This window comes from Streptomyces sp. NPDC002566, from assembly GCF_042889585.1.
Taxonomy (GTDB): domain Bacteria; phylum Actinomycetota; class Actinomycetes; order Streptomycetales; family Streptomycetaceae; genus Streptomyces.
In genome coordinates, this window is record NZ_JBIARD010000001.1 from 1441370 (window position 1) to 1463913 (window position 22544).

The window sequence follows — 22544 nt, forward strand, 5'->3', positions numbered from 1 at the left end:
TTCCCCCGCCCGCGTCCTCGCGCTGCGGCGGCATGAGGACGGCGGCGGGGGAGCGCGGGCGTCACCGGCGAGGCGGAAGTGCCCGTCGGCGCCGGTGAGTCGGGCCTACGGGAGGCCCGCGAGGCGATCCAGGTGGGAGCGGGACTTCGCGACCGGTTTCGGGTCGGCGTCGGGGCCGAGGCCGACGCAGCGGGTGAAGGCCTCCCGGGCCTCTTCCGGGTGGCCTGCGGACAGCAACGCCTCTCCCAGCAGGAGGAGTTGGCGGCTCTCCAGCGCCACGTTGCCGTTCTGGCGGCAGATCGCCGCGGCGGTGCTCAGGTGGTCGACCGCCCGGTCCCACCGTGCCGCCGCCGCGTGGGCGCCGCCCAGTCCCGCGTGCACCGAGATACGGGCCGTGTCGGCGATGTACGGTTCCAGCCGGTCGCCGGACCGCTCCAGGAAGACGAGCACACGTGTGTACGCCTCGACGGCCTCCTCCGTCAGACCCTGGTCCCGGAGGATCAGCCCGTGCCCCAACTGGGCCTGGAGACTGCCGTGGCGGTCCCCGACGGCCTCGAACAGCGTGGCCGCGCGGTACAGATGCTCCGCGGCCGGTGCGAGGTCCTCCAACTGCCGGTGAGCCCAGCCCCGGTAGAGGTGGGCCCACGCCTCCTGCCCGGTGTGCCCGGCGCCCCGCGCTGCGGCGAGGGCCTCGGCGGAGGTCGCCAGACTGTCCCCGGGACGGCCCTCGCACAGGAGCAGCGCCCACGCGTGATAGTTGACGTGCGTCGCCACCAGGACCGGGTCGGCCAGCGCACGCGCACTGCGGGCGGCGCCGCCGAACACCTCGGGCCAGTGCCCCCAGAAGATCCACTGGTCGGAGAACCAGTGCAGCGCCTCGGCCACCTCCACCACCGTGGCGTGCTCCCCGGCGCTCGCGGCGGCGCGCAGGGCCGCCAGCCAGTTGGCGCCCTCGGCCTGGAGCCACCGGCGGGCCGGCTCGGCGCCCGACAGGTCGACCGTGCCCCGCCACGAGGGCGGGGGAGCGCCGTGGTCCGGCTCGAACCAGCGGCCCGCGACCACCGCCGTGTCGAGCAGCCACCGGTACAGGGCCGCCCGCGCCTCCCCGGCCTCCGTCGCGCTCTCCTCGGCCTCCAGCCGGGAACGGGCGTACAGCCGCAGCAGGTCGTGCAGCCGGTAACGGTCGCCGTCCGTGCCCAGCAGCCCCGCCTCGACCAGCTCCTCGAGGGTGTCCTCGGCGTCGAACACCTGCCGCCCGGTCAGCGCGGCCGCGCCGGCCGCCCCGACGTCCGGACCGGGCACCAGCGCGAGCCGCCGGAACAACCGGGCGGCGGAGGGGGTGAGTTGGCGGTACGACAGGTCGAAGGCGGCGTCCACGCGCACGTCGCCGGCGGCCAGCGCGTCCAGCCGCCGTTCGTCGGCGGCGAGCCGGTCCGCCAGCCGCCGCACCGTCCAACCGGTGCGGGTGGCCAGCCAGTTGCCCGCCACCCGCAGGGCCAGCGGAAGATGCCCGCACCGCTCGGCGACCTCGGCGAGAGCGGCCGGATCGGCCTGGGCGCGCTCGGCTCCCACGAGGGCGGCGAGGAACGCCGCCGCCTCCCGCGGGCTGAGTTCGCCCAACGGCAGCCGGTGCACGCTCTCCAGCCCGGTCAGCATCCGCCGGCTGGTCACCACGACCATGCCCCCGCCCGCCGCCGGCAGCAGCGGCCGCACCTGCCCCTCGTCACGCGCGTTGTCCAGCACCAGCAGACAGCGCCGCTCGGCCGACAGCCGCCGGTACAGCGCCACATGACCCTGCGGGCCCGCCTTGACGAGGTCGCGGTCGGCCACCTGGAAGGCCTTGAGCACACCGAGGACCAGCTCGGCCGGGCCGGGCGGATCGTCGTCCGTGCCCCGCAGGTCGACGACCAGCTGCCCGTCCGGGAAACGGTCGGCGAGATCCCGGGCGGCGTGCAGCGCGAGCGTCGTCTTCCCCGTGCCCGGCGCCCCGGAGACGGCCACCACCGGAGGCCCCGCCGCCCCCGACGGCCGGTCGCGTCCGCCGCCGGCGAGGAGCGCCAGCCGCCCCAGCTCCTCCTCGCGGCCCACGAAGTCGTCGATGCCGCGCGGGAACGCCCGCACGCCCACCGGGCTGTACCCGGCGGTGCGCCCGGCCCGCGCCGCCGACAGCAGCCGCTCCCGCAGCGCCTCGTCCAGACCCAGACCGTCCGCCAGCGCGGCGACCGTCCGCCGCTGCGGAGCCGCCCGCCGCCCGCGCTCCAGATCCCCGATGCCGCGCACGCTCACCCCCGACGCCTCCGCCAGGCCCTCGATGGTCTGCGACGCGGACAGCCGCAACTCCCTCAACAGCGCCCCGAACGCCGTCCGCTCCCCGCTCAACCCCGCCCCTTCTGACCGTCACGCCCCCTCCGCGCCCCCGGGCGTGATCATGCGAATTCTAAGAGAGCGCGCGGACCGCGAAGGATGCCGCGCCCGCCGTCGCCGGGGCGTTGTCAGTGGTGGCCGGTAGTTTCGTTCTTGTCGCGCCGGATCGGGCGTGACAGTCCCCCTGTGCTGCGCCGACACGGCGTGACACCGCTGTGCGCGCAAAGGAGATGGTGCGTTGTCTGACTGGGAGAAGTCGAGCACGGCCCGGGTGGTGCCGCCCGCACGGCCGCGCAAACTCGCCAAGGTCCCCTTCGTCGAGCTGGCCGACGGACGTCTCCAGGGCGTCGTCTCCAGCGGCTCGGACATCGAACGCGTGTATGTGTCGTCGGTGGCCGCCGGCAGCTACGCGTTCGCGTGCAGCACCAACAACAACCGCCCGTGCGGGGGCGCGCGCGGCTCGTTCTGCAACCACATCCGCGCCCTGGTCACCGAGGCGGTCCTGCAGTACGGCGCCCGGCGCGTCGCCCGGTACCTGCGCGTCGAGACGGCCGACGGCACGGAGCGCGACGCCGCGTCCCTCACCTCAGCCATGACGGGTGCCCGGCCCCCGCAGGCCGATGGGAAGACGCTCGCGGCCCCCGTCTTCAGCCGCTTCCTGCGCCACCTCGCCTACCTGGAACTCGCGCCCGCCACCACCCCCTTGCCGGAGATGCAGTGGTTCGCGCCCACCAGGGCGGAAGCGACGGACGACGCCGCTCGTGAGAGCGGCCCGGGCGAGGAAGAGGGCCCCGCGTACCTCGCCGAGCCTGTCGACGGCCTGGACGAAGCCCTGGCGGCGGTCGACGCCCTCGACCGCGCCCTCACCGGGGGCCTGCTGCGCCCCCAGCCCGCCCGCGCCGCCGACCTCGCGGAACTCGCCCGCGCCGTCGCCGGCACACCCCTGGCCGACCGCGTCGCCGAGGCGGCGGAGAAGGCGGCGGCCGGAGCCGCGAGCGAGGACCACTTCCTCGCCCTCGCCGCCGCCCGCACCGCCCTGCTCGGCGCCGCCCACGACGCGCTGACGGCCCGCGTCGACGAGGCCACCGGCCGCACCCGCGGCGAAAGCGCCGCGGCGGAACCGGGCGAGCAGCGCACGGTCAACCTGCTGCTGGCCGCCCGCACCTGGCTCACCGACCTCGCCCGCACCGGCTGGCAGGGCCTCGACCACGAACTCGCCGGCGCGGCCGCCCCGATCGTCTCCGCGATGCTCCCCGACCCCGCCCTGCGCCGACTGGCCACGCTGCTCGACGGCTTCGCCGCCGAACTCGCCGCCTCCTGCCCCGGCGCCGGCCAGGAACGGTTCCCGGCACGCCGCTGGGGCGACCTGTGGGCGCGCGCCCTGCTGCTCACCCGGCCCGGCGCGGCCGAGCCGGCAGCCGTGGCCCCGGCCACCGGGCGACTGCTGCCCCTCGGCGTCGACCTGCACGAACACGCCACCGCCGCACAGGCCCAGGTGCACGCCGTGTTCGAACCCGCCGACGGCGGCCCGCCCCGCCTGGTCCGCGCCGGCGTGTCCGCGCCGAAGCCCGACACGGTCGTCGCGGCCGGCGTCTGGCAGCTCCTGCGCCCGCATCTGTCGCTGCTGGCCGCCCTCGGCGAAGGCCGGGCCATGGACCTCACCGACATGCCCCTCACCGACGGCGGCGACCTGCTCTGGGACGACGAGCGCGCCCGCCCGGGCGACAGCGCCGACGCGTTCGCCGCCGCCCGCGTCGCCCTGCCGACCGCGACCGCCCCGCCGACGCCGCCTCTGGACCGGCACCCCGCGCGGCTGGCCGAACCGGTCTTCCTGGAGGGCTACGACGTCCGGCGGGACGGCGACACGCTCGCCTTCATCGTCGCCGGTCGGACCCTGGCCGTCGACACCGACCGCATACCGGCCGCCGGACCGCTCACCCCCGAGGCCGTCGAGGCCTCCGGCGCCTGCCTCGGCCTGCTCCGCTGGGACGACGGACGGTTCCGCGTCCAGCCGCTCGCCGTGGAGACCACCGTGCGGAAGAAGACCGTGACCGTCCAGGCCGGGGCGTGGGCCGGCGGCACCGCCGACAAGGCCGGCGTCAGGGCGGAGAAGGCCGCGACGGACGCGGTCACCGTGCTGCGGGAGCGGGCGGGGAGGCTGCTGCGCAAATGACCGAGCCCATGAACGAAGAGGCGACCGGGCCCACCGTCGAGCACGAGGACCCCCGCGAGGCGGCCCCGCACGACAACCGACGTCAGGTCGTCTACTGGCGACTGCTCGCCCGTCTCTTCGACCCCGAGGAGCAGGCCGCGCTGGAGTCCGCGAGCCTCGCCGTCGTCAAGGACCTCGGCCTGCCGGCCGCACTGCTGGACCCGAGGGCCTCCGTCGACTCGATCGTGCAGCGCCACCCGGCCCTGGCGGCCGAGTTCGACGGCCTGATGGCCCCCGAGCCGCCGGAAAGCGCGGAGGACGAAGACGCCGGCGCCGGACGCGACCGGCCCGCCGAGGTGCGGCGCGCCGCCCTGGTGTCCAAGGTGCTGCTCAACGTCTTCGCCACCGGCAGCGGATCCGTCAGCGCCGGACAGCTCGCGCGCTGGCAGTCCGACGCCGGCTGGCTGGAGCGCGCCCTCGGCTGCGCGCCCGGCGACCTGCGCGGCGGCCGCAACGGCGGCCGTGGCCCCGGCCCCACCGGTTCCGGCGGCGGCACCGGTACGCCCGACCTCAGCCGGATCGTCCCGCAGATCGGACCCGAACTCGGCGCCCTGGAGGCCGACCTGGTCCAGCGCATGCGGCTGCGCGAAGTCCTGGCCGACCCCGCGCTCGCCGCACAGCTCACCCCGAGCATGTCACTCATCGAGCAGCTCCTGCGCGACAAGAGCAACCTGTCCGGCGTCGCCCTGGCCAACGCCAAGTCGCTCATCCGCCGCTTCGTCGACCAGGTCGCCGAGGTGCTGCGCACCCAGGTCGAGAAGGCCACCGTCGGCGCGATCGACCGCTCGGTCCCGCCCAAGCGGGTCTACCGCAACCTGGACCTCGACCGCACGATCTGGAAGAACCTCACCAACTACAGTCCGGAGGAGGAACGGCTCTACGTCGACCGCCTCTACTACCGGCACACCGCCCGCAAGACCACACCGCAGCGGCTGATCGTGGTCGTCGACCAGTCCGGCTCCATGGTCGACTCCATGGTCAACTGCACCATCCTCGCCTCGATCTTCGCCGGACTGCCGAAGGTCGACGTCCACCTCATCGCGTACGACACGCGGGCGCTGGACCTCACCCCCTGGGTGCACGACCCGTTCGAGGTGCTGCTGCGCACCCGGCTGGGCGGCGGGAACGACGGCCCGGTCGCGATGGCCATGGCCCGCCCGAAGATCACCGAGCCGCGGAACACCGTGATGGTGTGGATCTCCGACTTCTACGAGTTCGACCGCTCGCAGCCTCTCTTCGAGGGCATCGAAGAGGTCCACCGCTCCGGGGTGAAGTTCATTCCCGTCGGCTCGGTGACCAGCTCCGGCCGGCAGGAGGTCAACCCCTGGTTCCGGGAGCGCTTCAAGGCCCTCGGCACACCGCTGATATCGGGTCACGTCCGCAAGCTCGTCCACGAGCTCAAGTCGTCCCTCGTCTAGGCAACCGCCCTCATCGAAGTGAAAGGCCCTCACATGTCCGACCTGTTGCGCGCCCCCGCCGAGATCAAGTACGCCGAGGAACTGGACTGGCTGGAGTCGGTCGACGACAGCCCCAAGCCGTTCTCCTGGCGGCTGTCGCCCAAGATGGTCCGGCTGTTCATCCTCGGCTCCGAGCGCGCCGACGGCCTCGACCGGGAGATCGCGCCCAAGTGGTTCGGCGACCGCAGCTTCGTAGAGCGCTCCATCGTCACCCTCGCCTCCGACCGCGGCCTGCTGCTCATCGGCGACCCGGGCACCGGCAAGAGCTGGCTGGCCGAGCTGCTGTCCGCCGCGATCTGCCGCAACTCCACCCTCGTCGTGCAGGGCACGGCCGGCACCACCGAGGACCACATCAAGTACTCGTGGAACGTGTCCATGGTGATCGCCAAGGGACAGTCCCGCGAGTCGATGATCCCCTCACCCATCATGACCGCGATGGAAGCCGGCTCCATCGGCCGCTTCGAGGAGCTCACCCGGTCCACCAGCGACGTCCAGGACGCGCTGATCTCGATCCTGTCGGAGAAGTACATCTCCGTCCCCGAACTCGGCGGCGACGGCGACTCCGACAACATCGTGTTCGCCAAGCCCGGCTTCTCCGTCATCGCCACCGCCAACAGCCGCGACCGGGGCGTCAACGACCTGTCCTCCGCGCTCAAGCGCCGCTTCAACTTCGTCCGCATCCCCGTGGTGACGAACAAGAAGAGCGAGGCGGAGATCGTCCGCTTCCGCACCGAGGAGCTGCTGCGCCGCCACCACATCGACCTGGACGTGCCGCCCACCCTGCTGGACGTGCTGCTGCAGAGCTTCGCCGACCTGCGCGCCTCCGCCGCCGCGGCCGGCAGCGACGACGAGAAACTGGAGTCCGCGCTGTCCACGGCCGAACAGATCGGCGTCCTGGAGGACGCCATCCTGCACAGCAACTTCTTCGGCGAGCGCGCCCTCACCGCGCACACCCTCGCCTCCTCCCTCGTCGGCTCCCTCGCCCGCCGCGAGCCCGAGGACCTCGCCATCCTCAACAAGTACCTGCACGGCGTCGTCGAACCCCGCAGCAAGGAACAAGGGGGCTCCTGGCCGGAGTTCCTGGAGGGCGGCCGCGACGCGATCGCGACCCTGTCGTGAACGGCGGCACGAGCGGCGGCGCCTTCGACGCGCTGCGCGGCCAACTCCACGACGCCGCCCTCACCTTCGCCGACGGACCCGGCGCCCTGGAGGGCATCCTGCGGGGCATCGTCGACGACGTCGAACGCGCCGTGCGCGAACCGCTGGAGATCTTCCCGGTCTGCCACCACTCACCGGCGTCCGCGCTCGCCATGGCACGCCGGCTGCGCGAGAAGCAGCCGAAGGCGGTCTACCTGGAGCTGTGCGAGGACATGGCGCCGCTCCTGACCGAACTGCGCAACTGCCGCCTCCCGGTGGCCGTCCAGGCCTTCGCCGGCGAGGTCGACGGCTTCCCCGCCGACTGGTCGCCGCTGTCGGTCGTCGCCCCCGTCACCGAGGCGTCCGCCGAGTACCAGGCGATCGCCTACGCCCTCGACACCCCCGGCGTGGAACTCGTCCTCGTCGACCGCTCCTCCGACCACGTCTTCCAGTGGCAGACGCCGCCCGCCGAAGGGACCGACCCCGACGCGCCGCCCGCCGACGAGGAGAGCGCCCTGCACGGCGACGCCGTCGGCGTGGAGATCGGCGACCTGCGGCCCCGCTTCGCCGAACTGGAGGAGCACCTGCTGCGCCACGGCCGGGTGCGGCACTGGTCGGAGTGGTGGCACCAGTACGTCGAAGTACCCCTCGGCGACGGCGACCACGACACCTACCGGCAGGTCATGCTGCTCATCGGCAGCCTCTTCCGGCGGCTCGCCCCCGGCGACGCGCGGCAGGTGCGCGTCGACGAGGACCGCGAACGGTACATGTGGACCCGGATGCGCGAACACCTCGCCGCCACCGGGACCGACCCCGCCGACTGCCTGTACGTGTGCGGCGCGTTCCACGCGGCCAGCCGGGTCGCCGAGTTCGGCGTGCACGGCAGCGACACCTTCACCATCACCCCGCGCACCCCCACCAAGTGGCTGCACGGGCTGATCCCGTCCAGCCACGCCGCGATCGAGGCGCAGTTCGGCCTGGCCGCCGGCTCGGTGTCCATCGCGGCGACCCAGTGGGCGAAGAACCTCGACCGGACCGGCGTCAAGCCGTACCGGCTGGCGGGCCAGGCGGGCGCGAAGAAGAGCACCCGCGCGCGCAAGGCCCTCCCCGCCCCCGCACCCGCGTCCGCGAGCGGACCCGCCGACCGGCTCACCGGCTTCCTCCAGCGGCCGCCCGCCCTCGACCCGCTCGACGAGGCCGAACTGCTCGGCTGGTCCGTGGACATCGTGCGGGCCGCCCGGCGAAGCGGCTACCTCGCCTCCACCGCCGACGCCATCGCCGTCTTCGAGACGTCCATCCTGCTCGCCGGGATGCGCGACCGCGTCAAGCCCACCCCGTACGACTTCCAGGACGCGGCGATCACCTGCATCGAGAAGGACGCCGTGCCGGGGCGGCGGGACGTGCGCCGGCTGGTCGAGATCATGATGGGCGGCGACCGGATCGGCCGGGTCGGCTACGACGCGCTGCCGCCCCTCGCCCGGGACGTGCACGACCGCCTCGCCCCGCTCGGCCTGAGACTGCAGCAGCGGGGCGTCCAGCGGGCCCTGCTCGACATCGCCGCACGTCCCGAGCTGGAGCGCTGCTCCGACGTGCTGTGGATGCTGCGCCGTCTGCTGCCCCAGGGCGCGGCCCGGATCGTCATGGGTGAGCGCAGCTTCGGCGAGCGCCCCATCCAGGAGTCGTGGGACCTGGCGCTCGGCACCCACGAGCGGGCCCTGATCGAGCTCGGCTACGAGGGCGTCAGCATCGAACAGGTCCTCGAGCAGCGGCTGCGGCGGACGGCGTACGCCCCGCAGGCCACGGCCGCCCAGGTCCTGGAAACCGTCGAGGACGCCATCCTCTACCTGCGCAGCCGCCGCCTCGCCGACGAACTCGGCACCCGGGCCCTCGACGTGCTGTCGGGCGAGCGCAGCGTCGACGGCGCGCCGGAGGTCCTGCGCCGGATCCGCAGACTGCTGACGCACTACCGCACCAGCGAACCGGTGCTGCCGCCGTGGATCGAGTCGTTCGTCAAGACCGGCTACGCGCACTACTGCACGCTGCTGCCCACGGCGTTCACCGACGAGGACGCCACCGTGCGCCAGGTCGGGGCCATGCTCGGCTTCCTGTTCGGCATGGAGCACCTCGCGCTCTCCCTCGGCTGCGACAGGGCCCAGCTCGAACTGGCCCTGGCCCAGTGCCACCCGGAGGAGCCGTCCAGGACGGCGCTGCTGTGGGCGGCCCGGACGCACCTGGGCACCCTGTCCCGGCCGGACCTGCGCTCCCGCTGCGACGCCCTGCTGGCCGACCCGCTGGCGCTGCCGGCCTACCCGCGCTACCTCAGCGGCTTCCTGCACGCCCTCGAACCGGTGCCCGCGCTGGCCGACTTCGTCGTGGAGGCCGTGTCGAACGCCTTCGCCCGCCTCCCCGACCCGGTCCTGCTGCCCTGGCTGCCCACCCTCATCACCACCCTGCGCGCCGACGGCGCCGAGCTGGCCCCCCTCCTGATCCGCGAGGCCGCCCGCCTCTTCCCGCCCGGTCTCCAGGACCTGGACGCCTGGACCCCGCCCTGGCTCCACGACCACCAGCCGGCCCTGCCCCCGGCTCCGGAGCCCGGCACGACCCAGCCCCTGGCCCTCCTCACCAGCCACCCCGCCACCTGCGACGCCCTCGCAGCCCACCTGGCCTACCCAGGCACCTGGGCGACCTCGACCACCCCCCGTCCCGAGGCCCCCGGAACCGCCCTCCTCACCCACCACCCGGCCACGACCGAGGCACTGGCGGCCCTGCTGGCGATCCCGGCGGGCTGAGCACGCGACGGGCCCCCGCCGGAACGGCGGGGGCCCGTGCGGTGTCGGGTGTGGGTTACAGGCCGACGGTCAGGAGGGCGTGGGTCCTGGTGCCGGGGGTGTTGTCGTAGGCGACGGCTCCTGTGGTGGTGTTCCAGACGCGGAGGGCGAAGGCGCCCGGGGTTTCCGTCGCCGTGGCGCGGAAGGTGTAGCCCTTCTTGCCGCCCAGGGTCGCGGAGCCCTGGAGGACGGCTGTGTCGCCGGTGACGACCAGCCAGTCGAGGGCGGTCGAGCGGAGGGTCAGGCCGGCCGGGGCGAAGTCGAAGGTGACCGAGCCGGCCGGGGCGGTGGCGCCGGGCAGGTAGCCGGCGGCGACGGAGAAGAACGCCGGGCCCTTCAGTGCCGGCTTGGCCGGGTAGGCGCCCGCCGGGGAGTCGAACAGACCCGCGCCGACCACGGGGCCCGCGGTCCGGTCGTAGACGATCAGCTCGGGGAGCGTCGTGGCGGCCGTCGCCCCCTCGTCGTCCGTCACGGTGACGACGGGGCGGTGGATGCCCGGCCGGGCGTAGGTGTGCTCGGCGCGGCAGCCGGTCGCGGTGACCTGGCCGGCGGCCGGCTTCGTGCCGTCCCGCCAGTCCACGGTGCAGGTGTGGGTGTCGGACGCGCCGGCGTCGGTGAACGTGGCGGTGACGACGGCCGGCCGGCGGACCGGGAGCGGGGACTGCGCGGCCGCGGCCGCCGTGATCGCCGGGGCCGCGTTGGCGACCGTGACGGTGACGGTGTCGCTGCTGCGGCCCGCCGTGAGGGTCGCCGTGTGGACGCCGTCGTCGGTGCAGGTGAGCGTCGTGCGGGCGGAGGCCGGGTCGGCGAGCGTGCAGGGCGCGCCGGCCTGGAGCGTCCACTTGGCGCCGCCGGCGCCGGAGACCGTGCCGGTGAGCGCGATCGCCGCTCCCTCCGTCCCGGTGGCGTCCGCGCCGGCGTGGGCGATGCCCACCGGGTCCACGCCCGTCAGCGTGGGCACGACCTTCTTGATCAGGCCGTCCGCGTCGAACTCCAGCCGGTCCAGGGTGGTTTCGCGGTGCATGCCGTCACCGCCGGGCATCGCGAAGCGGTGGTAGGCGATGTACCAGTCGTCGGTGCCGGGCACCTGTGTCACCGAGTGGTGGCCGGTGCCCTTGACTCCCAGGGAGAAGTCCTTCTCCAGGATCACGCCCCGCTTGGTCCACGGGCCGTAGGGGGAGGAGCCGGTCGCGTAGGCGACGCGGTAGTTCTCGTCCCGGGTGTCGTTCTCCGACCACATGAGGTAGTAGACGCCCTTGCGCTTCACGACGAAGGAGCCCTCGTTGTAGCCGCTCGGGGTGATGTCCTTGATCTTCGAGGCGTCGAATGAGGTCATGTCCGCGTTGAGCGGGACGACGTATCCGTGCCCGTTGCCGAAGTACAGGTACGACTGGCCGTCGTCGTCGGTGAAGACCGCCGGGTCGATCATCTGGCCGCTGAGCAGGCCCGCCTTCAGCAGCGGCCGGCCGAGCGGGTCCTCGAAGGGACCGGTGGGCGAGTCGGACACCGCGACGCCGATGTTGGCGTCGGCGGAGAAGTAGAAGTAGTACCTGCCGTTCTTCTCCGCCATCGTCGGCGCCCAGGCCCTGCTGTCCGCCCAGGACACGTCGGGCCCGAGGTCGAGGATGACGCCGTGGTCCTTCCAGTGGACCAGGTCGGTGGAGGAGTAGGCCTTGAACTGCGTGCCGCTCCAGCCCTCGAAGCCGTCGGTGGTCGGGTAGAGGTAGAAGGTGTCGCCGAAGCGGACGATGTTGGGGTCGGCGTTCAGACCCGGCAGCACCGGCGTCCGCATGACCAGCGCCGACACCGTCCAGGTGCGCTTCTTCCCGTCGGAGCCGGTCACCTGGTACGTCACCGGGTGGCTGAAGTCCTGCACACTGCCCGACGCGGGGCTGACGGCGGCGCCGTGGGCGAGCGTGAACTCCGGTGCCAGCGCCCTCAGATCGGTGCCCTCCTTCATCGGCAGGGTGATCCGGCCGCCCGCGTCGTCGACGATCGCGTCGACCTTCAGCGCGGGGTGCGTCGCCTTCGCGATGCCCGCGGTGTTGCCGCTGAGCTCCATGACCTCCTCGGCCGACAGAGCCCGGCCGTAGACGCGGAAGTCGTCGACCTCGCCGCCGAAGTACGGGTCGGCCGCGTACAGGGACCTGCCGATGTAACCGCTCTGGCCCTTGGCCGCGTCGTACAGCTCGGACGGCTTGACGGCGGTCGTCGTGCGGGCCGCCTCCACCCCGTCGACGTAGAGGACCATCCGGCCGGTCGCGCCGTCGAGGGTGACCGTCACATGCCGCCACACTCCGGGCGTCAGCGGGGAGCCCGCCGTCAGCTTGGACTCCGCCGCCCAACTCGCCGTGGTGATGGCCGAGTAGAGGCTGTTGCCGCCGTTGGAGGGGGTGGCGAAGAGGTACTTGTCGCTGTCGGGGCCGAGCCCGAACAGCCACTGGAAGCCGGCGCCGCCCTTCCACTTGGCGTACGTCGACACCGTCACGCTGCCGGCGTCCTTCAGCAGTCCGTTCGGGATCCTCACGTACGGGGAGGTCGCAAAGTCCCCGGACATCGCGAACGAGCCGCCGTGCACGCCGGTCCCGAAGGCGGGGGTGCGCTCGTAGGCGCCGTGCAGGCCGTGGCCGCTCACGTCACGGGCGATGCTGCCGGACGTCTCGTCGAAGGTGTAGTGCAGGAGCAGGTCGGCGGGTGTGTCCGGGCCCTCGGCCGACACGGTGACCTGGGCGCGGACGGCGGTGGCGGAGCCGTCCGCGAGAACGCCCGCCACGGTGAAGGTCCCGGGCCGGGCGTACGCGGAGGCGGGGACGGCGTCCCAGGTGACCGCGACGGGCCGGCGCACGCCGTCGGCGTACCCGGCGACGACCGTCGCGGGCAGCACGGGCGCCTGACCGACGCGCGTGCCGACGCTCACGTCCTCGACGTCGGTGACCTGCTGGTCGGGCTGGTAGGCGCGCAGCAGCCGGTCGTACTCGGCCTGGGTGACGGGGAGGACGGTGCCGTGCCGGGGCCGCGCGGGCAGTTCGTAGCCGGTGGACGGGGTCCACACGCCGGAGGCGAGGTCGGTCGTCTCGAACGGGATGTAACCGCGTCCGCCGAACTCGTCGAGGAACGCGTACCACTTGTCCTCGGTGTTGGACTTGAACACCAGCGGCCCCTCGGCCGCGTTCATCGCGCCCTTGCCGATGCCCTCGGCGACCGGCTCCCAGGAGAGGTTCAGCAGCGAGTCGCTCTTCTCCTCGAAGACGAACTTGCTGTTGGGCGTGGAGGAGCTGTTGTTGCGCTCGTCCTTGGAGAGCCGGTAGTAGACGCCGTCGTGCCGGATCACGGTGGAGTCGATGACCGAATAGCCACGGTCGACCCACACCTTGGGCTCGCTGAAGGTGTAGAAGTCACGCGTGGTGGCGTACATCATCCGGTTGTACGTGTCGCCGGTGTGCCCCGCGTCGGCGTACAGCTTCGACGCCCAGAACACCACGTACTCGCCGCGCTCGGCGTCGTAGAACGCCTCCGGAGCCCAGGTGTTGCCCGCGCTGTCGGGGGAGACCCGCACCAGGCGCTGGTCCGTCCAGTGGACGAGGTCGGTGGACTCCCACACCATGATGGACTTGCTGCCGGTGCGCTGGGCGGCGTCCCAGTCGCCGTTGCCGTAGATCCTGAGGTCGGTGGCGATCTGGTAGAACTTGTCGCCCTCGGGGGAGCGGATGATGAACGGGTCGCGCAGACCCCGCTCGCCGAGGGACGAGGTCAGCACGGGCCGCCCGTCGTTGAGCTCCCGCCACTTCAGCGGGTCGTCGCCTTTGCTGAGCGCGAAGGAGACCTGCTCGCCGTCCGCGGTGCCCTCGCCGGTGAAGTAGCTGAAGAGGTAGCCCTTGAGGGCGGCGGGCGCCGGGAGCTCCGGGACCTTCGCGGTGAACGCGCGAGTCGCCTTCGCCGCGCCCTTGGTGACGGTCGCGGTGAGTTCGACGGCGGTCGCGCCGGCCCCGTGCGCGGGCCGGCGGACCACGCCGTCGGCGGAGACCACGTCCGGGCGCGCGGAGGTCCAGGAGACGGAGGTGCCGTACGCGCCGGACGCCGGGAGGGAGAGGTTGCCGCGCGCGTCGCCGAGATTGTGCACGGTGAGCGCCTCGGCGGCCTGCCGGACGGAGGCGGCGTCGTCGTAGGCGGCGAGGACCGTGACGTCGAAGGACCGGGTGGCGGTGACCGTGCCCTTCTTCAGGGTCGCGGTGAGCGTGGCGTGGCCGTCGGGCTCGCCGGCGGCGGGGCGGGTCACCTTGCCGGCGGCGGACACCACGGCCGGGGCGTCGCTGGCCCAGGTGATGGCCGAGCCGCCCGCCGGGCCCGTCCTGGGCAGGTCGAGGTCGGCGGTCACGGCGGCGGTGTCGCCCAGCGTGAGGGCGGCCTTGTCGTCGGCGACGCCCCGCGTGGCCACGGGGAGGGAGAGCCGCTCGACCTCGGAGGCGGCCAGCGCCCGGTCGTAGACGCGGAAGTCGCGCATCCGGCCCTTGAACAGCTTGTCGCTCGAATAGAGCGACCTGCCTATGGAGTTGGCGGTGGTGGCGCCGGCGCCGATGGCGCCCGGGGTGGTGCTCACCGCGGTGTTGCGGGCGACCTCGACGCCGTCCTCGTACAGGACGCCGGTGCTGCCCGTCTGGGTGTAGGCGATGTGCTTCCACACCGCGCGGGTGAGATTGTGGGAGTCGGCGGGCTTGGTGGTCTGCTCCGTCGACCAGTTGCCGGTGGCGATCGAGGTGCGGAAGGAGTTGCCGGTGGTGAACAGGTAGCCGTTCCCGCTGCCGCCGCTCGTGTTGCCGAAGCCGTAGAGGAAGTACGGGGCGCTCTGCGTGGCGTCGATCAGCACGTCCGTGGAGACGGTGATCGAGGCCATGCCCTTCATCAGGTCGTTCGGCGCCTTGACGTAGGTGTCGGCGCCGTTGAAGCCGAGGCCCTCGCCCGGCCGGGACCAGTCGGCGGAGCCCTGGACCACGCCGTCACGGCCGTGCCCGGAGGAGTCGGCGGCGCCGGACGGGCCGTCGAGCTTGTACCAGAGGGCCAGCCCGTCGGTGACGTCCGCGCTCTCGGCCGCCTGGACGGGGGCCGCCGTCGCGGTGAGCCCGAGGAGCATGGAACCGGCGACGAGTCCTGCGAGCCGTTTCGCGCGGCGTCTCGCCCTGCTGCGGGGTGGGGGGATGTGCGTCATGGGGCCCGCCGTTTCAGCTGTGTGACGTGGGTGTTGCGAGAGTGTCAGGCGGGCTGTGGCGCGGCGTCAATAGATCTCGAACGATGTCCGACCTGCCGAACAACGCCTGGTGTCCTTTCAAAGCGCCCTCTCTCGCGACGAGTTGGCGACAGAGGTCAGGAGAGCGGTGCCTACCGGGGACGCCGGACCGCACGGCCGCCACCGCCGCACCCTGAGCGCCGGCCCCTTCTACCCCGTATGGAGCACAGGTCGGCACGCTGAGCCGAGTGGCCTGATTCACATGGCACTGAGGTGACCGCACCGACACGATGGTGCCGTCACCGGCAGGCTGAAGGGATTCCAGGATGTTCCGCAAGGTGCTGGTCGCCAACCGTGGCGAGATCGCGATCAGGGCGTTCCGCGCCGGCTACGAGCTCGGCGCGCGCACCGTCGCCGTCTTCCCCCACGAGGACCGCAACTCGCTGCACCGGCTGAAGGCCGACGAGGCCTACGAGATCGGGGAGCCGGGACATCCGGTGCGCGCGTACCTGTCCGTGGAGGAGATCGTCGGCGCCGCCCGCCGAGCGGGCGCCGACGCCGTCTACCCGGGCTACGGGTTCCTCTCCGAGAACCCCGAACTGGCCCGCGCCTGCGAGGAAGCGGGCATCACCTTCGTCGGACCCGACGCCCGCACCCTGGAGCTGACCGGCAACAAGGCCCGCGCGGTCGCCGCCGCCCGCGCCGCCGGCGTGCCGGTGCTGGGCTCCTCGCAGCCCTCCACCGACGTCGACGAACTGGTCCGCGCCGCCGACGAGATCGGCTTCCCGGTCTTCGTGAAGGCCGTCGCCGGCGGCGGCGGGCGCGGCATGCGGCGCGTGGAGGACCCGGCGCAGCTCCGCGAGGCCGTCGAAGCCGCGTCCCGCGAGGCGGCCTCCGCCTTCGGCGACCCCACCGTCTTCCTCGAGAAGGCCGTCGTCGAACCCCGCCACATCGAGGTGCAGATCCTCGCCGACGGCCAGGGCGAGGTCATCCACCTGTTCGAACGGGACTGCTCGCTCCAGCGCCGCCACCAGAAGGTCATCGAGATGGCGCCCGCGCCCAACCTCGACCCCGGGCTGCGCGACCGGATCTGCGCCGACGCCGTCCGCTTCGCCCGCGAGATCGGCTACCGCAACGCCGGCACCGTGGAGTTCCTCCTCGACCGCGACGGCAACCACGTGTTCATCGAGATGAACCCCCGCATCCAGGTCGAGCACACGGTCACCGAGGAGGTCACCGACGTCGACCTCGTCCAGGCCCAACTGCGCATCGCCTCCGGCGAGACCCTCGCCGACCTCGGCCTGTCGCAGGACACCGTCAGGCTGCGCGGCGCGGCCCTGCAGTGCCGCATCACCACCGAGGACCCCGCCAACGGCTTCCGCCCCGACACCGGCCGCATCAGCGCCTACCGCTCCCCGGGCGGCTCCGGCATCCGCCTCGACGGCGGAACCACCCACGCCGGCACCGACATCAGCGCCCACTTCGACTCGATGCTGGTCAAACTCACCTGCCGGGGACGCGACTTCCCGACCGCGATCGGCCGCGCCCGGCGCGCCGTCGCCGAGTTCCGCATCCGCGGCGTCGCCACCAACATCCCCTTCCTCCAGGCCGTCCTGGACGACGCCGACTTCCAGGCCGGACGCGTCACCACCTCGTTCATCGAGCAGCGCCCGCACCTGCTGACCGCCCGTCACTCCGCCGACCGCGGCACCAAGCTGCTCACCTACCTCGCCGACGTCACCGTGAACAAGCCGCACGGCGAACGGCCCGAACTGATCGACCCCACCACCAAGCTGCCGCCGCTGCCCCAGGGCGAGCCGCCCGCCGGCTCCCGCCAGCGCCTGATCCACCTCGGCCCCGAGGGCTTCGCCCGGCAACTGCGCGAGTCCCCGACCATCGGCGTCACCGACACCACCTTCCGCGACGCCCACCAGTCCCTGCTGGCCACCCGCGTGCGCACCAAGGACCTCCTCGCCACCGCCCCGGTCGTCGCCCACACCCTGCCCGGCCTGCTCTCCCTGGAGTGCTGGGGCGGCGCCACCTACGACGTCGCCCTGCGCTTCCTCGCCGAGGACCCCTGGGAGCGGCTCGCCGCCCTGCGCGAGGCCGTCCCCAACATCTGCCTCCAGATGCTGCTGCGCGGCCGCAACACCGTCGGCTACACCCCCTACCCGACCGAGGTCACCGACGCCTTCGTCCAGGAGGCCGCCGCCACCGGCATCGACATCTTCCGCATCTTCGACGCCCTCAACGACGTCGGCCAGATGCGCCCCGCCATCGACGCCGTACGCGAGACCGGCACCGCGATCGCCGAGGTCGCCCTCTGCTACACCTCCGACCTGTCCGACCCGAACGAGCGCCTCTACACCCTCGACTACTACCTGCGCCTCGCGGAGCAGATCGTCGAGGCCGGCGCCCACGTCCTCGCCGTCAAGGACATGGCCGGCCTGCTGCGCGCCCCCGCCGCCGCCACCCTCGTCTCCGCGCTGCGCCGCGAGTTCGACCTGCCCGTGCACCTGCACACCCACGACACCGCGGGTGGCCAGCTCGCCACCTACCTCGCCGCGATCCAGGCCGGCGCGGACGCCGTCGACGGCGCCGTGGCCTCCATGGCGGGTACGACCTCCCAGCCGTCGCTGTCCGCGCTCGTCGCCGCCACCGACCACTCCGCCCGCCCCACCGGCCTCGACCTCCAGGCCGTCGGCGACCTCGAGCCCTACTGGGAGGGCGTCCGCAGGATCTACGCCCCCTTCGAGGCGGGCCTCGCCTCCCCGACCGGGCGCGTCTACCACCACGAGATCCCCGGCGGACAGCTGTCCAACCTGCGCACCCAGGCCGTCGCGCTCGGCCTCGGCGACCGCTTCGAGGACATCGAGGCGATGTACGCGGCCGCCGACCGCATCCTGGGCCACCTGGTCAAGGTCACCCCGTCGTCCAAGGTGGTCGGCGACCTCGCCCTGCACCTGGTCGGCGCCGGCGTCAGCCCCGAGGACTTCGAGTCGGCGCCCGACCGCTACGACATCCCCGACTCCGTCATCGGCTTCCTGCGCGGCGAACTCGGCACCCCGCCCGGCGGCTGGCCCGAGCCGTTCCGCAGCAAGGCCCTCCAGGGCCGCGCCGAGCCCAAGCCGGTCACCGAACTGAGCGCCGAGGACCGCGAGGGCCTGGAGAAGTCCCCCCGCGCCACCCTCAACCGGCTGCTGTTCCCCGGCCCCACCCGCGAGTTCGAAACCCACCGCCAGGCCTACGGCGACACCAGCGTCCTGGACAGCAAGGACTTCTTCTACGGTCTGCGCCCGGGCAAGGAGTACGCCGTCGACCTGGAGCCGGGTGTGCGGCTGCTGATCGAGCTCCAGGCGATCGGCGAGGCCGACGAGCGCGGTCTGCGCACCGTGATGTCCTCCCTGAACGGCCAGTTGCGCCCCATCCAGGTCCGCGACCGGGCCGCCGCCAGCGACGTCCCGGTCACCGAGAAGGCCGACCGCTCCAACCCCGGCCATGTCGCGGCCCCGTTCGCGGGCGTGGTGACGCTGACGGTCGCCGAGGGCGACGAGGTGGAGGCCGGCGCCACCGTGGCCACCATCGAGGCGATGAAGATGGAAGCCACCATCACCGCCCCGAAGGCCGGCCGGGTGAGCAGGCTCGCCATCAACAGGATCCAGCAGGTGGAGGGCGGAGACCTGCTGGTCGAGGTCGGATAGCGCGACCCCGAGGGGCATCGACGCCGGCCGGTCGGTGGGCGCCGGGTGTCCGGGCCGGGCGGGGCGGGAACTCGTGGACGGGCGGTCCGTTCAGATGGGTGACGCCCCGTTCGTTCCCGGTGCCGATGCCGGGCGCCGACCCCTGAGAGAGTTCGCCGCATGACGATTCCGCCCGCCGGCCCGACGTACCCGCCCTACCCGGCGCCGCCCGCACCCGACCCGCGGCACTCCGAGACGCTCGCCTACCATCGCCTGGCCCGAATATCAGTCCGCCACCGATGGTGGCGGCCGCTCGTGGGCACGCTGTTCCTGCTGGTGGGCATCATGTTCACCCTGTTCCTGGTGTACGGCCTCGCCGACGTCTGGGGAGCCGTGCGGGACTATCCCGTGGACCGCGACGGCATGACGGAGTTCGGCCCTGTCGCGGGCACCGCCGTCGACCTCGTCGCGATAGCCGTGGCGATCCCCGTGGTCCTGCTCGCGGTGCGCTGGATCGGCGACCGGCCGGCCGGCACCGTCTCCTCCGTGACCGGCCGTCTGCGCCTGCGCCTGCTGGGCACGTACATGCTGGCCGCCCTCGCCGTCAGCGTCGTCACCGGCGCCGTGATGTTCCTGCTGCCGGGGGACGACGAGCCGGTGCGCTGGGCGGGCTGGGGGTTCTTCCTGTCCGCCATGCCCGTGCTGCTCGTGCTGGTGCCGTTCCAGGCCGCCGCCGAGGAGTACGTCTTCCGCGGCTGGCTCACCCAGACCGCGGGCGCGTTCCTCCGCCGGCCCTGGGTGGCGGTCGTGCCGCAGGCGGTGCTGTTCGCCGCCGCCCACGGGTGGGGAACCCCGTGGGGCTTCGCCGACCTGGTCGTGTTCGGCGTCGTCGCGGGCCTGTTGAGCGTGCGCACCGGCGGACTGGAGGCGGGCATCGCGCTGCACACGGTGAACAACCTGTTCGCCTTCGGCTTCTCGGCCGCGATCGTCGACGGCCTCAAGAGCGACGAGACCGCCGCCGACTCCCCGTGGCAGGTCGTGCTCGTCGACGTCTCCGGCATGCTCCTCTACGCGGCGGTCGTCCTGTGGCTCGCCCGCCGCCGCCCGCCGGTCCGCACCGCCCAGGCCCCGTCACTTGTTCCCCCGCACCCGTACGTCCCGTACGCGGGCCACCCGGCCCCGTACCCGGCGTACCCGCACGCTCCTCACGCCGGCCCGCACCAGAATCCGTACGGCGGCCCGTACCCCGTGCCGCACCAGACCCCGTACGGCGGCCCGCCGCACACCTCGCACACCGGCGGACCGCACGCCCCGTACCCCGGGCCGCAGCAGAACCCCTACGGCGGTCCTCCGCCGGGCCCCTCCGCCGAAGACCGGGAGGGCCGCGCGGACGGGGCAGGTCTGCCCCCGGGGACAGGGCCTTCTGCCTCCGCGTCCGATGACGCCGGGCGCGCCCCGCGCTAACGTCCGCCCGTGAGCAACCGCATCTCCCCGCGACGGCTGGTGGCGTGAGCGACGACAGCACCGTCGAGGCCCGGCCGCACGTACCGCGACCACCGCACCCGCCGCACGGCGACACCGCCGAAGCGCCCAAGGACCGGCTCCCCGAGTCCGTCCCGTCCCCGCCCCGCAGGACGCGGCGGGGCCCGGGCCCCGTCACCCTGCTGGTGCTGCCGGGCCTGCTGACCCTCGCCGCGGTGGCCGGCGTCCTCGCCCTGACGGGCGGTCTCCCCGTCGACGGCTCACCGGACGCCGGCTCGGGACAGAGCGCGGCGGGCGGCGTGAACGAGACGTACGGGCCCTGGCTGCGCAAGGCCGCCGGGGCCTGCACGGTGGTCACCCCGGCGCTCCTCGCCGCCCAGATCGACCAGCTCTCCGGCTGGCGCGACGACACCGGCGCCTCGGGCGAACAGGGCATCGCCGGCTTCACCGACGGCGAATGGCGCAGCTGGGGCCGCGACGACGACGGCAACGGGAAGTCCTCGCCGCGAGACCCGGCCGACGCCGTCATGGCCCTCGGCCGGCAGGACTGCTCCCTCGCCCAGCAGGTCACCGAGCTGCGCACCGAGGGCACCGTGAACGGCGACCTCGTCGACCTGACCCTCGCGGCGTACGCGGTGGGCACGGACGCGGTGAAGCGGGCCGGCCGCGTCCCGGCCGGGGCGCTGACCTACCTGGCCGAGGTGAAAGGGCTCCTGCCGCGCTACGGGGCCTTCGACAAGGAGCCGCAGAGCGACACCGGCCCGGCGGGAGGCCCGGTCCTCACCGCGCCGTTGACCGCGCTCACCGTCACCTCCCCGTACGGCTCGCGCCGGCACCCCCTGACCGGCGTGACGAAACTGCACACCGGCGTGGACTTCGCCGCCCCCCTGGGCACCCCGGTGACGGCCGCGCGGGACGGCAGGGTCGTGTTCGCCGCGATGACGAAGGCGTACGGCAACCGGGTCGTCGTCGACCACGGCACCATCGAGGGCAAGCGGCTGGAGACGACGTACAGCCATCTCTCCGCGCTGGACGTGCGGGTCGGGCAGAGCGTGCGCACCGGGACCCTCGTCGGCCGGGCCGGCTCGACCGGCCTGTCCACCGGCCCGCACCTGCACTTCGAGGTGGTCTACGACGGCTACTACGCCGATCCGGGGCCCTGGCTGGGCGCCGGCGGCTGAGGCGAGCGGCGGCGCGACAGGCTGCGGCTCACCGCAGCACCGCCTCCCAGGTGTCCACGGCGTAGTGCACGGTCATCCCGTTGCGGGCGTAGAGCTGCGGCGCCCCGGTCTCGTTGGAGGTGTCGACGCCCAGGCCGACCGTGTCCCGGCCCCGGGCGGCGAACGCCGCGAAGGCGTGCCGCAGCAGCAGCCCGGCCAGACCCTGTCCCCGGGACTCGCGCCGGACGCCGATGCCGCGGATCCAGCCCATCGCCTCCCGGTCGTCACGCGCCAGCAGGAACCCGGCGTCCCCCAGGTCGTCCGTGCCGGCGATCCACACCAGCGACCAGTCCAGGGCGGTCCCGTCGATGTCGTGCAGCCACTGCTCGTAGCCGCGCGGCTGGAAGTCGAAGTGCTCGGCGAACGTCGACTGGTACAGCTCGTGGACGCGCCGGCGGTCCGCCTCCGAGTCACAGGGCCGGATCCGTATCCCGGCGGGCGGCTCCGGGGCCCGGTCCTCGACGGGGTCAACGGGCCGGCGCAGCACGTGGTAGCGCCGTACGACGGACCAGCCGCGCTCCCGGAGCAGACCGGTGTCGAGTGTGGGTGCCACGTTCAAGTTCAGGTGCACCACGGCCCGTTCGGCGCCGTTGTCCCTGGCCCTGCGCAGCGCGCGCAACTCCATCGCGTCCAGCAGCAGCCGCCCGGCCTCCTGGTGCTCGGGCAGGACGTAGTGGTCGATGTCGACGCGCTCGCCGCCCGACTCGTCCCACAGCAGCCCGTAGGCCACCAGCCGGTCCCCGTCGAAGGCGAGCCAGGAGTCCTGCGCCAGATCGACCTCGGGGTGCTTCAGGTCCGCCTCGACGGTGTGCAGGTCCGTCTCCGGCCGGCCGATCTCGATCAGGTCGACGGCGTTGAGCAGGTCGGTGACGGCGGGCGCGTCGGTGAGCGTGGCGGCACGCAGGACGTAGGACATGGGGCCAGGGTCCGGGGGAGCGGCGGC

General features: G+C 73.4%; 10 protein-coding genes and 1 pseudogene. 8 read left to right on the forward strand and 3 right to left on the reverse strand.

Features of this window, described 5'->3' with window-relative positions; all coding sequences use genetic code 11:
• Positions 1–105 precede the first annotated feature (105 nt).
• A complete protein-coding gene (locus tag ACFYXA_RS06360; RefSeq protein WP_389028653.1) occupies positions 106–2379 on the reverse strand; it encodes an ATP-binding protein in 2274 nt (757 codons plus the stop codon).
• A gap of 256 nt (positions 2380–2635) precedes the next feature.
• Here ACFYXA_RS06360 and ACFYXA_RS06365 point away from each other — a divergent pair.
• The 5 genes and pseudogenes from ACFYXA_RS06365 to ACFYXA_RS06385 form a co-directional block, all read left to right on the forward strand.
• A pseudogene (locus ACFYXA_RS06365) lies at positions 2636–3109 on the forward strand (hypothetical protein); the annotation flags it as partial.
• Between the two features lie 75 nt (positions 3110–3184).
• Positions 3185–4537 carry a hypothetical protein gene (locus ACFYXA_RS06370; RefSeq protein ID WP_352251153.1) on the forward strand — a complete coding sequence of 451 codons (1353 nt, stop codon included), beginning with the start codon at positions 3185–3187 and terminating at the stop codon, positions 4535–4537.
• A gap of 8 nt (positions 4538–4545) precedes the next feature.
• Positions 4546–5994, forward strand: a complete 1449-nt coding sequence (locus ACFYXA_RS06375; protein WP_389029096.1) for a VWA domain-containing protein — start codon at positions 4546–4548, stop codon at positions 5992–5994.
• A gap of 33 nt (positions 5995–6027) precedes the next feature.
• Positions 6028–7152, forward strand: a complete 1125-nt coding sequence (locus ACFYXA_RS06380; protein ID WP_351096702.1) for an AAA family ATPase — start codon at positions 6028–6030, stop codon at positions 7150–7152.
• A complete protein-coding gene (locus ACFYXA_RS06385) occupies positions 7149–9959 on the forward strand; it encodes a hypothetical protein (protein WP_389028657.1) in 2811 nt (936 codons plus the stop codon). The genes ACFYXA_RS06380 and ACFYXA_RS06385 overlap by 4 nt, the downstream gene beginning before the upstream one ends.
• A gap of 55 nt (positions 9960–10014) precedes the next feature.
• Here the strand turns inward: ACFYXA_RS06385 and ACFYXA_RS06390 are convergent, their stop codons facing one another.
• Complete coding sequence (locus ACFYXA_RS06390) at positions 10015–15201, reverse strand: family 43 glycosylhydrolase (protein ID WP_389028660.1); 5187 nt, start codon at positions 15199–15201, stop codon at positions 10015–10017.
• A gap of 344 nt (positions 15202–15545) precedes the next feature.
• Here ACFYXA_RS06390 and ACFYXA_RS06395 point away from each other — a divergent pair, with 344 nt between their 5' ends.
• From ACFYXA_RS06395 to ACFYXA_RS06405, 3 genes are all read left to right on the forward strand, one after another.
• Positions 15546–18920, forward strand: coding sequence for a pyruvate carboxylase (locus ACFYXA_RS06395; RefSeq protein ID WP_352251131.1), 3375 nt, complete (start codon positions 15546–15548; stop codon positions 18918–18920).
• Positions 18921–19079: 159 nt separating this feature from the next.
• Positions 19080–20363 carry a type II CAAX prenyl endopeptidase Rce1 family protein gene (locus ACFYXA_RS06400; RefSeq protein WP_389028663.1) on the forward strand — a complete coding sequence of 428 codons (1284 nt, stop codon included), beginning with the start codon at positions 19080–19082 and terminating at the stop codon, positions 20361–20363.
• A gap of 44 nt (positions 20364–20407) precedes the next feature.
• Positions 20408–21562, forward strand: a complete 1155-nt coding sequence (locus ACFYXA_RS06405) for a peptidoglycan DD-metalloendopeptidase family protein (RefSeq protein ID WP_389028666.1) — start codon at positions 20408–20410, stop codon at positions 21560–21562.
• A 28-nt stretch (positions 21563–21590) separates the two neighbouring features.
• Here the strand turns inward: ACFYXA_RS06405 and ACFYXA_RS06410 are convergent, their stop codons facing one another.
• A complete protein-coding gene (locus ACFYXA_RS06410; RefSeq protein ID WP_389028669.1) occupies positions 21591–22517 on the reverse strand; it encodes a GNAT family N-acetyltransferase in 927 nt (308 codons plus the stop codon).
• Positions 22518–22544: the final 27 nt, after the last annotated feature.